General features: G+C 67.0%; 7 protein-coding genes and 1 pseudogene. 3 read left to right on the forward strand and 5 right to left on the reverse strand.

The features are described 5' to 3' along the window. Together ON27_RS40210 and ON27_RS31225 are read left to right on the forward strand one after the other, a co-directional pair. Positions 1 to 4374: thioester reductase domain-containing protein (locus tag ON27_RS40210; protein ID WP_157227472.1), on the forward strand; the 4374-nt coding region annotated here is incomplete at its 5' end. Next, the gene (locus ON27_RS31225; protein ID WP_043735808.1) at positions 4371 to 6767 is read left to right on the forward strand and encodes an FAD-dependent oxidoreductase; all 2397 of its coding nucleotides are present in this window, start codon (positions 4371 to 4373) and stop codon (positions 6765 to 6767) included. The genes ON27_RS40210 and ON27_RS31225, both read left to right, overlap by 4 nt. Positions 6768 to 6836: 69 nt before the next feature. Here ON27_RS31225 and purF read toward each other — a convergent pair whose 3' ends face one another. The 3 genes from purF to ON27_RS31245 form a co-directional block, all read right to left on the reverse strand. After that, on the reverse strand, positions 6837 to 8249 hold the full coding sequence (purF, locus tag ON27_RS31230; RefSeq protein WP_218003077.1) for an amidophosphoribosyltransferase: 1413 nt from the start codon (positions 8247 to 8249) through the stop codon (positions 6837 to 6839). A 138-nt stretch (positions 8250 to 8387) separates the two neighbouring features. Next, on the reverse strand, positions 8388 to 9182 hold the full coding sequence (locus ON27_RS31235; protein ID WP_157227474.1) for an HAD family hydrolase: 795 nt from the start codon (positions 9180 to 9182) through the stop codon (positions 8388 to 8390). 746 nt (positions 9183 to 9928) lie between these two features. Then, on the reverse strand, positions 9929 to 11479 hold the full coding sequence (locus ON27_RS31245; protein ID WP_043735811.1) for a hypothetical protein: 1551 nt from the start codon (positions 11477 to 11479) through the stop codon (positions 9929 to 9931). Between the two features lie 317 nt (positions 11480 to 11796). On the opposite strand from ON27_RS31245, the gene ON27_RS44035 reads away from it, so the two are divergent. Next, positions 11797 to 12192, forward strand: coding sequence for a hypothetical protein (locus ON27_RS44035; RefSeq protein WP_245560378.1), 396 nt, complete (start codon positions 11797 to 11799; stop codon positions 12190 to 12192). A gap of 63 nt (positions 12193 to 12255) precedes the next feature. Here ON27_RS44035 and ON27_RS31255 read toward each other — a convergent pair whose 3' ends face one another. Together ON27_RS31255 and ON27_RS31260 are read right to left on the reverse strand one after the other, a co-directional pair. After that, positions 12256 to 13455, reverse strand: coding sequence for a M20 family metallopeptidase (locus ON27_RS31255; protein ID WP_083887922.1), 1200 nt, complete (start codon positions 13453 to 13455; stop codon positions 12256 to 12258). Beyond that, positions 13455 to 13941, reverse strand: a pseudogene (locus tag ON27_RS31260) (hypothetical protein); the annotation flags it as partial. The pseudogene ON27_RS31260 and the gene ON27_RS31255, both read right to left, overlap by 1 nt.

The raw sequence follows: 13941 nt of genomic DNA on the forward strand, positions 1-13941 counted from the left end.
GCGATCGAGCACGCCGGGATCGAGCCGACGACCCTGCGCGGCAGCGACACCGGCGTCTTCCTCGGTGCCGACGAATTCCTCAACGATCACCTGCGCCGACTGGAACCCGCCGACCTCGACATCGACCCGCATGTGGCCACCGGCGCCACGCTGAGCATGGCCGCGGGCCGCCTGTCGCACCTGCTGGGCTGCCACGGGCCGAGCATGGTGCTGGCCACCGCCTGCTCCTCGAGCCTGGTCGCCGTCCACACCGCGATCAGCTCGATCCGGCGCGGCGAATGCGACACAGCGATCGTCGCCGCCGCCAAACTGCTGCTCGACCCGGTCGAGACCATCCAGCTGTGCAAAAGCGGCGCGTTGGCGCCGGACGGGCGGTCCAAGGTGTTCTCTGCGGCCGCCGACGGGTTTGGCCGCGGAGAAGGCGTCGCCGCGGTGATCCTCAAACGCCTCGATGCCGCACTCGCCGACGGCGACCCGATCCACGCCGTGCTGCGGGGCTCGGCTGTCAACCACGACGGCCCCAGCTCCGGGCTGACCGTGCCGAACAGTCAGGCCCAGACCGCGGTGATCGGCAAAGCGCTCACCGACGCCAGGCTGACCCCCGACCAGGTGACCTATCTCGAAACCCACGGCACCGGGACCCAGCTCGGTGACCCGATCGAACTAGGCGCGCTGGCCACGGTGTTCGCCGGGCGCAGCACGCCGCTGCTCATCGGGTCGGTCAAGGCGAACATCGGCCACCTCGAGGAGGCCGCTGGTCTGGCCGGGCTGATCAAAACCATCCTCGCGCTGCGCACCCGGACCATCCCCGCGCAGCCGCACTGCGAACCGCTCAACACCAACCTCGACTGGGACAACCTCCCACTGCATGTGCCGCGCACACTCACCTCGTGGCCGCCCGCTGCCCCCCTTATCGCGGGTGTGTCCGCGTTCGGCATGTCCGGCACTAACGCCCACGTCATCGTCGAAGCCGCACCACCCCGCCAATCCCACGGTGGAACAGGGGAATTCGTGTTCCCGGTCTCGGCTCGCGACGATGCCGATCTGCGCGCGGCCGTGGGCCGGTTGGCGGCCGCCCTGTCCGAGGACATCGATCCCGCCGAGCTGGCCTACACGCTGCAAACCGGACGCCACCATTACCCCTGCAGGCTCGTGGCCGTCGCCGCCTCCTCCGGCCAGCTGGCCGCCCTGCTGTGCGGCGTGCTCGCCGGCACCTACACCGGCGCCGACGTTGTGACCAGCAGCAACCCTGCTGGCGCGGTAGCCCCGGCCACCGGGCCCGCGCACCGCGTCGCGCACGCCTGGTGCGCCGGTGAGCGGATTGACTGGGCAGGCTGCTACGAAACCACCCCGGCCCGGATCAGTCTGCCGGGTTATCCGTTCCGCCGCACCATCCTTGCCCCGCCCGCTACCGAACCCCGCCCCGCCCCCACTCTCTCCAGCGAGCAGCTCCCACATGAGGTTGGCCACGCCGGGGACTTGGCCCGTCAGATCCATGCCCGGGTCGCGGATCTGCTCGGCTACCCTCCCGAGGACCTGGACCCGGCAGGTGAGCTGGCCAGCCTCGGCGCGGACTCGATGACCTACACCCGCATCGGGCACTACCTGCTCGATGCGCACGGCGTCACGGTCAGCTTCGACGAGCTGTTCGACCATGCGGTCACCGTTGACGCGCTCATCAGCCTGGTCACCGCCAAGGCAGGCACGCGCGAACCGCACGCCCTGGCCGACCCCGCGCCCGTGAGGTCGCACGCTCCCACCGTCGAGCAAGGACCGGCGTCGCTGGACGCAGCCGCCAGCGCGACTCCAGAACAGCTGTCGAGCGCGCAGCGGCGGTTCGTGGCCGGGTTCGTCGCCGACTACGCCGCCCGCACCGCGACCTCCAAGCAGGCGGCGGCGCAGTCGATGCCGATGCTGGCCAACTGCCGCGCAGGCAGTTTCGTGCCCGCGCTGAAGGAGATGACCTATCCGATCGTGGCCACCGGCTCGCAAGGAGCGCGGTTCGTCGACCTCGACGGCAACGAATACCTCGACATCTCCATGGGATACGGGGTGCACCTGTTCGGCTACAACCCGCCCGTGATCACCGAGGCGCTGCGCGATCAGCTCGACCGCGGCATCCACATCGGCCCGCAAACCGAGGCCACCGGACGGGTCGCCGCGCAGCTGTGCAGGGTCACCGGCACCGAGCGGGCGGTGTTCTGCAACTCCGGCACCGAGGCGGTGACCGCGGCGCTGCGGTTCGCCCGCGCCGCGACTGGCCGCACCCGGTTCGTCATGTTCGCAGGCTCCTATCACGGCTGGTCGGACACCACTCTGGCCCTGCCCGCAGGAACCGGCAAGTCGCTGCCGATGTCACGCGGGATCGGCGACGGCGCGATGGGCGATGTCGTCGTGCTGGACTACGGCAGCGAGGAGTCGTTGCAGGCGATCGACGAGCTGGGACCGAGTTTGGCCGCGGTGCTTGTCGAACCGGTGCAAAGCCGCCGCCCCGACCTCGCCCCGGCCGCATACCTGCACCAGCTGCGCGCGCTCACCCACGCCCACGGCACCGCGCTGATCTTCGACGAGGTCATCACCGGTTTCCGGGTCGGGCCGCGCGGCGCCCAAGGCTGGTCGGGCGTGGACGCCGACCTGGTCACGTACGGCAAGATCCTCGGCGGAGGCCTGCCGATCGGCGCCGTGGCCGGATCCGCCGCCTTCCTCGACACCGTCGACGGGGGCGCGTTCACATACGGTGACACCACCTCCGCCCCGACGACCCCGACGACGTTCTTCGGCGGCACCTTCAACAAGAACCCGATGACGATGGCCGCCGCCGCGGCCGTGCTGGATCTGCTCGAACGCGAAAGCCCCCACATCCAGCACCACCTCGAACGCAAGGTCGCCTGGTTGGCCGACGACTTCAACCGGTACTGCCGCCGCGAAGGGTTCGGAATGAAGATCGTGGCGTTCTCCTCGCTGTTCCGGTTCATCCCCCAGGGGGACTACCGGCTGCATCGCAGCCCCCTGGCACACGAACTGTTCTTCGCGCTGATGGCCCACCACGGCATCTACATTCTGGAAACCCGCGTGTGCTTCCTGTCCACCGCCCACACCGACGATGACCTCACCCACATCCTCGAGGTGGCCAAGCAGTGCTTGATCACTCTGCGAGACAACGGGTTCTTCCCCGCCCCGCCCCCGGCCAGCACGGCACAGGCCCCCGCCGCTGCCCTGCCGTCGGTCTCGGTTCCCAGCCGAGCGGTGCAAGCCGCGGCCGGGAGCGTGCTGGTGACCGGGGCCACCGGGTTCCTCGGAAGCCAGCTGGTCGGGCGACTTCTCGACACCACGAGCACCGACATCACCTGCCTGGTGCGTGCCCGCGACGACGACCACGCCCGTCGACGGCTGCACGATGCGCTGACCCGTGCCGGTGTGACCGCCAGTGCGAACCGGCGCGTCACCGCCGTCGCCGCCGACCTCACCCGCCCGTCTCTCGGGCTCGATCCTCGTCGCTGGAGCCAGCTCAGCGAAGTCGGCGACATCTTCCACTGCGCTGCCTTCGTGCACTCGCTGCACCCCTACGATCGGCTCGCTCCCACCAATGTCACCGGCACCGGCGAACTGATCGCCCTCGCCTCGGCCCGACAACCCGCCCAGCTGCACCACGTCTCCACCGACGCCGTGTTCGACGCCTACGGCTACCACCGCTACCGCAGCATCTCCGAAGACCTGCCGCTGGCCCATCGCGACAGCCTCTACGGCGGCGGCTATGCCGAAACCAAATGGGACGCCGAAGCTTTAGTCACCGAGGCACGCGGGCGCGGGCTGGCCGCGGCGATCTACCGTCCCGGCGCACTGCTGGGCGCCACCAACGGCGACGCCGGACAAGTCGGCGACTTCTTGCTCCGTTTCCTGCGCGGCATCATCACCCTGGGCGTGTGCCCCGACATCGAGGCCACCATCGACCTGGTGCCAGTGGACTACGCGGCCGCGCTGATCGTGGCCGCAGCCAGCACCGAACCGGCCTCACGCACTTTCCATCTCACCCACCCCGACCCGATCACCTACACCGAGCTGATCGAGCTCGTCCGCGCACACGGCTACCCGGTGCGCACCGTGGCCCTGCACGAGTGGGATGCCATCCTGGCCGGGCTTCGCCACGAACACGACAACGCGCTCTACCCACTGGTCCCGTTGCTCACCGCAGGCCACCCCTACCTACGCACCGCACGCCTGGCCGTGGACAACAGCCGCGCGGTCGCGACCGCCCACCAGATCCACTGCCCGCCCCTGAACGAGCTGATCCCGCTGTACCTGACGCGGCTGGCCCACCAAGACCTGCTGCCCGCACCGAACCCGCGCACCCACGAAATGACGGTGACCCGATGACCCTGCCACCCAACCAGTTCCCCGACATGCCCGAGGCCAGCTTCGACTGGGTCCGCAACATCCTCGGCTGGAACACCTCGAGCAACCAGCCCATCACCAGCGAACCCCTGTCGCGTACCGACGGCGAGATGGGCGCGGTATACCGGCTGCGATGCGGGCAGAACTCGCTGATCAACAAGACCACCCCGACAGGGAAGGGGCGCTGGCAGAACCTAACTCGTGACGGCGATCTGCTCGGCCGCGAAATCGCCAGTTACCAAGCACTGGCAGCGCACGGCCCGATCGCCCGCACCATTGCCCCGCGCTGCTACCGCAGCATCCGCGACGGCGACGGTACCGGCGCCATCGCGCTCGAAGACCTCGGTGACGGTGTCGGTGCCGCCGAGATGGCCGACGGACTGAACTACCAGCAGGCCCACGCCGCGGTCACCACCCTGGCGACGCTGCATTCGCTGACCGCCACCACCGGCACCCCCGCCTCGCCGTACCCATGGCTGCTCACACCGAGCTCGGCGGAATTGATCACCGCCATCACCGTCGGCCTGGCCGACCTGCCAGAGGCGCTGGCCGGACTGGGCCTGGACCGGCCCGGGGCCCCGCCCTCGGCTCAGCGCGGCGATCGCGACAGAGTGCGGGAGGTGACCGCTGGCGCGCACCGCAGCGCGGTGACCGCGCTGTGCCACGGCGACGTCTGGCCAGCCAACATCATCTTCACCGCGACCACCGGCCTGCGGGAGCCCACCACCGCACGTCTGGTCGACTGGCAGTTCGCCATGTGGGGCAACCCGCTGACCGACCTCGCGCTGCTGCTCACGACCGCACTGACCCCACGAGCGCGCCGCGCCTGGCAAGAACAGCTCCTGCGTCACTACCACCACATCCTGGCTCTGCGCGCCGACCTGTCCTACCCGTGGGCGGCGTGCCTGGCCGACTACGAGCGGGCACGCCCGTTCGCCGCGCTCGTCGCCCTCGCCTCGGCCGCGGCCTACATCAGCGAGATGACCCCCGCCGACCGTGCCCGCTTCGCCGACAGGATCGCGGTCGCCCTCGACGACACCACCCAGACTGCGAAACCATCAACACCGCGGCCTCATTCGCGTATCCATGTCGTGGGCGACGCCCCGCGCAGCGTCGAAGTCGCGGTCATCGGCGCCGGGATGTTCGGTGCCGCCGCCGGCAAGTACCTCAGTGAGGCCGGGGCCGACACCCTCGTCATCGGCCCCCGCGAACCCGACGACCATCGTGCCGGTGACCAGCACAGTTTCGCCGCGCACTACGACCAGGCACGCATCTGCCGACGCCTAGGCTGGGATCCGGTCTGGGGCGAACTCGACGCCCGCTCCCTGGACCGGTTCCGCGCGATCGAAGCCGCCTCCGGGATCGAGTTCTTCACCGACTGCGGTTCCCTGGTCCTGCTCGCAGGATCCATCCGACACCGCACCGATGCGATCGCCGCCCAATGCCGCGACCAAGCCATCGCCGTGCAACGCCTCGACGAAACAGCCTTGGCCACACAGTTCCCGATGTTGGGACTGCCCCCGTTCGAAGACGGAGTGGAAGGACTCTACGAGCCCAGACAGGCCGGGCATCTCAACCCGCGCCGACTGGTGTCCGCGCAACTGGCCCTGGCCCAGAACCACGGTGCGCGCATCCTGCGCGCCGCAGTGGAAGCCGCCGAGCAGGCCGGCGGACGCTGGCGCCTGCGCTTGGACGGCGACCACGGCCGCCGCGAAGTGATCGCCGAGAAGGTGCTTGTGGCCGCCGGTGCGTTCACCAATCACAACAACCTGCTCCCCGGTGCCCATCAATTGGCGATGCGGGCCTACGCCGAACCCAACCTGCTGATGCAGGTCAACGACACCCAGCGCGCCGAACTGGCCACGCTGCCGCCAGTGGTCACCGTCGACCCAGCCGACACCGGCGATGCCAACACCTCGATCTACCTGGTGCCGCCGCTGCTCTACCCCGACGGGCGCGCCTGGATCCGGATCGGTCCGGGCATGCAACCGTGCGTGCAGCCCCTCGACAGCGCCCCCGAGATGATCAGCTGGTACGCCGAGCAGACCATCACCCCAGCACAATCAGCGATGCTCAACTTCATGATCACCACGATGGTGCCGACCCTGGCACCCATCGCTGTCCGGCACGCGGCCTGCATCATCGAAAAGACCCCAACCCGATACCCCTACATCGGCCACATCGAGCACGACTCGTTCACCGTCGCGGTCGGGGGCAACGGCCACGGCGCCCGCGGCTCCGACGAGATCGGCCGGCTCGCGGCCAACATGGTGCTCGGCAAACCATGGGACAGCCCGCTCGACCACGACACCTTCACCCCGATCACCGGGCCAAGCACCCCACCGTGCCCGAAACCGCCATTCGGGCTGTGCTGAACCCCACGGCTGCGACAACGGGCCCGTCCAGTAGCTGGACGGGCCCGTTTCGTCACGATCGCGCCGAGGCTATTTGGCCACGGCGATCGCCGAATCCGGCACTGGGATCGGGTAGTCGCCGGTCAGGCACGCGGTGCACAGCCCACCCCGCTTGCCGGGGGTGATCGCCTCCACCATGGCGTCGATGTCGAGGTAGACCAGGCTGTCGGCACCGAGGTAGTCGCGGATCTCCTCCACGCTCATGTGCGAGGCCACCAACTTGGACCGGTCGGTGGTGTCCATCCCGAACCAGCACGGCCACTTATACGGCGGGGAGAGCACCCGTAGATGAATCTCGGCCGCGCCCGCGGCGCGCATCATCCGCATCGTCTCGCGCAGGGTAGTCGCCCGGATGATCGAATCCTCCACGACCACCAGCCGCTGCCCGTCGATGTTCTCCCGGATCGGGTTGAGCTTGATCCGCACGGCGTTGCTGCGCAACTCCTGATTGGGGGCGATGAACGTCCGGCCGATGTAGCGGTTCTTGACGAACCCGTCGACGAACGGGATCCCCGAAGCTTCGGCATAGCCCTGCGCGCCCGGCACACTGGACTCCGGGATCGGCACCACCGCATCGGCGAGCACCGGCGCTTGGCGGGCCAACGCCTGACCCATCCGCCGCCGTACTCGATGCACGTTCTGCCCCAGCAAATTGCCGTCGGGCCGGGCGAAATAGACGAACTCGAACGAACACAACGCGGGCTCTGCCGCAGGCTGATTCAGCGTGCGCGCATGGACACCGTTGCCGTCGATCACCACGACCTCGCCCGGGGCGATTTCGCGGACAACTTCGGCTCCGACGACATCCAGTGCCGGGGTTTCCGAGGCCAGCACCCAGCCGTCGTCGAGCCTGCCCAGGAACAACGGCCGGAACCCCTGCGGGTCGCGGGCGCCGATCAGGAAGTCCGAACCGAGCAGGACCAGCGAGAACGCGCCGCGCAGCTGGGGCAATGTGGCGATGAAGGCCTCGACGACCTCCTCGCTGTCATCATGCAGTTCGCGGTCCGACAACTCTCGAGCCACCAGCTCGGCGACCAGGGCGCTGTCACTGCCGATGCCGTCGTAAGGCATCCCCAGTTCGGCGGACAGTTCGGCGGTGTTGACCAGGTTTCCGTTGTGCGCGAGCGCGAACTGATGCCGGCGCACATCACGATAGACCGGCTGGCAGTTGCTCCAGTCGCCGGAACCGGTCGTCGAATAGCGGGTGTGCCCGATGGCGAGGTCACCCTGGAGTGTTTGCAGGCGTCGATCGTCGAAAACCGTCGACACCAGGCCAGTGTCTTTGTCCACCCACATTTTGTGGCCGTCGCTGACAGCGATACCGGCGGCTTCCTGACCGCGGTGCTGCAATGCGAACAAACCGAGGTAGGTCATGTGGGAGACGGGCTGTGCGGGAGCGTAGAGGCCGAAAACACCACAGGCCTCCTTGGGGGAGTCGTCCACACCGAGCAGACTACTCGCGCCGATCTCCCAGGGTTAGCCCCAATTCCGATTCACACCAGCCATAGCATGGACGCGCCGTCGACTGGGAATTGTTGCAGCGCAATTGAACTCGTACATTCGAAGCTCGGCGGTCGCGTTCTAGACGCCGAACCAGCGACCCAGCACCGCCGCGGCGCCGTCCTGCTCGACCGAGGGGCACACGGCATCCGCAGCGGCCCGCACCTCCTCTGGTGCCTGTCCCATCGCCACGCCCAGCCCCGACCACAGCAACAACTCGATGTCATTGACGCCATCACCGACAGCAACAACCTCATCACGTGACACACCCAACTCGGCCCGGACGGCCTCTGCGGCGCTGGCCTTACTCACCGAAGCAGCAGTGAAGTCGGCGAAGGTATCGCCCGGGTCGATCCAGCTGCGCACACCCGGGATCTGGATTTGCCCGATCAGCGCAGCCAGCTCGTCAGCCCCGCCTGTCGGCCAATGCACAGCCAGCCGCGTCGAGCTCGCCCTGGCCAGCTCATCGAAACGCACCAGCCGGACCATGCCGAAGTGCATGTCGGAGTCCGCAGTCGGCGCCGTGGCCAGCACGCCCTCGCCCGGGACCTCGGCTACGAACACCGCACCCGGCAGGCGGTGACGGAGAATTCGAGCCGGTCCTGCGAGCTCGAAGGTCGTGCACTGAACAACCTGGCCTGAGGAGACATCGATGACCACCGCACCGTTCGAGCAGATCACCCGACCGGAAGTGATGCCGAGTTCGTCGAGAAACGGGATGGTCGCCGGGGCAGTGCGACCGGTGCCTAACACCACCGATGCGCCCGAGCCAACAGCAGCCGCAATTGCAGCCCGCACCGCCGCACTCATCGTCTTATGGGCGTCCGGATTCGTGTACGCGCCGTTCGCGCAAATTGTGCCGTCGATGTCCAGCACAACCAACCTCGGTCGCCGCCGCAGCCCGAGGTCGGCAACGACAGATACGTCCGTCGAGAACACGGTTGCCTGAGGCGGCTCCATCGGCACCCCCAACATCTAGCAGACAGGTGCCCCAACTCGGAGCATTGACAGCTGATCTGATGGTCACGGCCAGACCGCGGTTCATTCGCGGCCTTCCACCAAACCCATCCTGCAACTCGGCCGGTGAACTGATCCGGTGATCATCTTCTCCCAGCTGTACCATCCGCAGATCGACACCCACGGCGAGATCGTCGGCGGGTAGACGACTGTCTGGCAGTTCTGGGCCCGGATCGGATCCCGTTGGCGAGATGACGGAAACGCCTGAAGGCGCACGTGAGGCACTCGGATCATGTCGAACATCAGTGTGAGCGGATACGCACAGACTCGTGCAGCCGCCGCCGATTACCTTTTCGCGCGGAATCTTCGCGACAACGTGACCATCGACAGGCAACCACACCAGCGCCACGCCCGGCGCGGTGATCACACGGTCGTCCTCGATGCGAACCTCGGGCATGCGGTCCTGCATCAGATCACGGTGGCATGCGGGTCCGACACGAAGCGCTGTTAGTACTGTTCCGCCGCCAGCGCAGCAGCCCAGACGCGTTGTCGGCATCACTCATCCCGTCGAACCTGCTCGGCGGCCGCGTCTCTCAGGTCAGGTCACGGGTTGTTCATCGAGGCTTCGACCTACCCGGTGTCGGCACCTGACGGTCACCGGACGCTCAAATTTTCTCGACGTGACCAATGATGTGGTCGCGGATGTGTTCGGGTCGGCTCAGCGCAGCCAACAGATACAGGTAGGGAAGTAGTGCGATGTCGTCGGGTATCGCGCCGTCGTGGTGGGCCAGGATGCGTTCGTTCACCTCCGCACTGGCTACGCTTTTCGGTCTCGCTCCTCGTCCGTAACCGTGAGTGGCGTGGCGATGAACGACCATCAGTTTGGCGACCGCGTCATCGAAGTTGTAGGTCCTGCGCGGCCCGTTGGGCATCTGGATCTCGACGCCGCCGCCGTTGCGCTGGTTGGCGATGAAGAATCCTTTCTGGAGGGCTTCCAACGAGTCGAGTGCGCGTTGCGCGGCTGGGAGCAGGATCTCAGCGGCTTCGGCGGGCATAGCGAGTTTCACCTCGTCGAATCGCGCTCGGGCGTATGACAGCTTGAACAAGTCCTCGATGCCGTTCCTCGGTATGAGCAGACGGTCCGCGAAGGAGCCCAGCAGGGTGAACGCGAGCACCCGCTGAGCGCTCATGTCACGCACCGCTGTCTGTAGAGACGTCGTCAACCGCAGCACCTGGTCGAAAGTGAGCATCCAGTGCAGCTGCTCATGCGGGGAGTAGCGGCCCGCCGAGTCGATGTAGGTGGCCGGATCGGTCAGATATCGGAAGAGTTGATCGAGTCGCTGGGTCCACCAGTCGATCGCCGCCTCGCAGGCCCCCGCCCCGATGACCGGTGTGCTTAGACGACCGCTGCGCCCCCCACGTTGCAGCAATTGCGCCTGTTCGCTGATTCCGATTCCTGCCGCCAAACTGCTGACCGCCCGGCCGTACCCGAAGATGATCGTCGACATCACGCGTGGGCAGGGATACCCCCACATGTATGGCATCAGGCATCCCAGTAAGGGTCCAAGGAACGAACCGGTCAACATCAAGGTGTGCGCCTGCTCGGCAGCGGATCCGAACAGCAGACCCGACTGCGGTACCTGCGCCGTCCCAGCTCTCAACTCGTCTACCACGCGCGGATCCTGCGCGATCCGAATCAACACCGACGGCAGCTTCACCCGAAACAACAGTGCCTGGGTGGCGGCGACCACGTGCACGCTGCGGTTCGGGAACAGCAGGTTGTTGCCGCTCCCATCGCCATACCGCCCCAGCAGCGCGAACTGTCGCTCGGTGAGTTGCTTGGCGTACTCGGGATCAGCTTGGGTGAGCTCGATCTGGCAGCAACGCAGTTGTGTCAGCAGGTCATGGTGCTGCGCTGCGGCTGTTCGCATCTTGTCGATGGTCGCGTGCGCATCAGCTGAGAGTTCATGTGGTGGAATCTGATCGATATAGCTCGGCAGCATGTCGAAACGAGGATTGCGTCGCCGAGGACCTGCCAACATCCACGAACGCACCAGATCGGGACGCCGTCCGGAACGATCGTCGGCGCGAACGCTCCACCCACCGGCACCGTGGTGTTCGGCAAGCAGCCCGCAGGCGGCGAAAAGACCCGAAATCTCGCCGCCCCAGAGGTCGAGCGGCAGTTCGAGCCGGGCTGCGCGAATTCTTCCTTGCATTCCGGCAGCGTATTCGGAGCCGTCGACACCCCCTATCCATGTCCACCTCGGACGTCGGTAGAGACGTGCACTTCGGCGTCGATCAAGCGCTGAGGTCTCAGTCGATATGGTGGGCAGCCAACCATATCGGCGGTGCGACCGGGGGCAGACCGCTGCGTCACGACCGGCTCGGCCCGGCACACCTATGCCGATGGCCGGGCGCGGCTGCGGAGGTGCGACAAAGCGGTGCCTCCCCTACGCGCTGCGCCTACGATGACAGCGCCTGCGCACGGAGGTCGACTGAGACCTTTCACGACCTGGCGCGAGTGATTATGAGCTTGTTAGACACCACCCAGCGGTACTACCGCGTCGGGGAGAAACGTCGCCGCGAGGCCGTGGATCGGGTCACCACGATGCAGTTCGATCGGCACGGAAAGCGGGTGTGGCGTCGAGCACAGACTCTACTCGATGACGAGCATGTGCGCCGCGCGGTCGGCGAGGTTGCGGTGCCATACGGCGTTTGTTCCGAGCCGAACAATGTTGCCGCCAACGGCCAAGACTGTCCGGTGCGGTTTCGCTGCGTCGGATGCGGGCACTTCCGCACGGACCTCTCGTATCTGCCCGACTTGGAATCGTATCTCGCTGAACTGCTTCGCAATCGAGAAAGATTGTTAGCGGCAGTGGCCGCGGACGACTGGGCGCTTCGGGACAAGCTCCTGCGCCGGTCCCGCTGAGTGTGGAGACACAGCAGCCGAACCGGAGCCAACCAGAATGTCGGCCCGGACCGAGGCGTGACGCTATGAGTCGACATCCATCAGCGACCTCACGCAGCGGTGATAGGCGGCATGAACAGCAGGCAGGGCGTCCAGGCTAACGCATTCGTCGGTGCCGTGGAGGCCCTGGTAACGCAAACCGAATCCTGCCGTGGCTCGAATCCCGAAGTCGCCGAGCAGATTTCCGATATTGGATGGTCCGGCAACCTTCGGCCGGGCGTCGATCCCGGCCTCCCGTGCGCTCGCCAACAGTGCCGCGGCGGGCTGATCGTGCTCTCCCAGCAAGAACGGAGGCCAGGACATAACGGTCTCCACCGTGGTCGGCCTGGGTCCTGGGCTGTCGTGATCGAGCTCCGCTGCGGCCTGTTGTAGCAGCTTCAGAGCCGAATCGGTGTCCAAGGCATCAGTCAGCCGAATATCTATGCTGACCACACAGGCGTCTGGCACCGTGCTGAAGCCTTCACCTCCGTGTACGCCGGTCACAGTCAGCTTCGGTGGCAGAGGAAAAGTACTCGCCTCGACCGCAGGAAGTTCCACAGCATCCAGGGCTCTGATCAGGGACGCTGCCCGGCTCACGGCGTTGACCTGGGAAGGTCTGGAAGCACCGGAGTGTTCGGCCACACCGAATACATGCACGCGGGCCCGGAGCACGCCTCTGCCGCCTACAACAACTTCATCGACCCCTGGGTATCCGATCAAAACCCCACCGATCGGCGCTACCCCGTGATCGGAGAGAAATGCTCGGGCACCCCCGAATTCGCCGGTGTGCTCGTCGACATCGAGCAGCACGGCCAGCGTCCCCGTCAGGCGGTCGGCATGTGGGGCCACTGCAGCAGCGATGTGACAGAAAAGGGCCGCGCCGCTTTTGGAATCGGCCGAACCTCGGCCACGCAACCATCCATCTGCTACATCGCCGGCAGTCGGCGGAAACGACCAAGCGCTCTCGTCGCCGAACGGTGCGGTGTCCAGGCAGGCATCCAGCACCCACGTAGAGCCCGAAATACCCCCTACCACCTCGCATGCTAAACCGACTACATCCTGATCCGGCCCGTACAGCCGCCGACATGGCAGATCGTGATCCTTGAGCCACGTCTCCGCGACGGCCAGGACCGGCCCGTACTCATCGATCCCGCCGCGCGAGGGTTGCCGAATCAACGCGGACGCCAATTCGGTAACCGACTCGGCATCCGCGCGACCGCACTTCAACAGTTCTTGCATTTCCATCAAGCCACCTCCCGGCGAGAAGATGCCACCCTTGCTGATGGCTTCGACACGGCGGTTTTGCTGTCGGCGGCGCCTCGACCCCAGAGCAACTTGTCACGCACGGTGGGTGTGGTGGGCGGGTGGGTCCAGGCCTGTTCGTCGCCGAAGCCGGCGGTGTCGAGGCAGGCGTCGAGGACCCAGCGCGGGCCGGGGCGGGCGCCGCGGATGTCGCTGGCAACTGCTACGGGTGCGCCGGTTGTGTCGCGCACGACGCGGACGGGCAGAGCGTGGCGGGTCAGCCAGGCGACGGTGTGGTCGAGGATGGGTTCGCCGGAGTCGATGCCGCCGCGGCTGGGGATGGCGATCAGCTCGCAGGCCAGGGCCAGAACGGAGTCGTGGTCTTCCTTCGCTGCGGCCTGCATGTCGTGGGCGGTGATGGGGTGCCTCCTGCGGCCGGAAGGGGAATGGTGCGGCGGGTCATGCGGTGACGGCGGCCAGGGCTTGGCT

It is taken from the genome of Nocardia asiatica NBRC 100129 (genome assembly GCF_000308415.1).
In the GTDB taxonomy this organism is placed as follows: Bacteria; Actinomycetota; Actinomycetes; order Mycobacteriales; family Mycobacteriaceae; genus Nocardia; species Nocardia asiatica.

Bases quoted from the DNA above. Each gene is read 5' to 3' on its own strand.
- ON27_RS31225 (WP_043735808.1), top strand. From the start codon at position 4,371: ATGACCCTGCCACCCAACCAGTTCCCCGACATGCCCGAGGCCAGCTTC.
- ON27_RS31245 (WP_043735811.1), bottom strand. From the start codon at position 11,479: ATGCAAGGAAGAATTCGCGCAGCCCGGCTCGAACTGCCGCTCGACCTC.
- ON27_RS31255 (WP_083887922.1), bottom strand. From the start codon at position 13,455: ATGGAAATGCAAGAACTGTTGAAGTGCGGTCGCGCGGATGCCGAGTCG.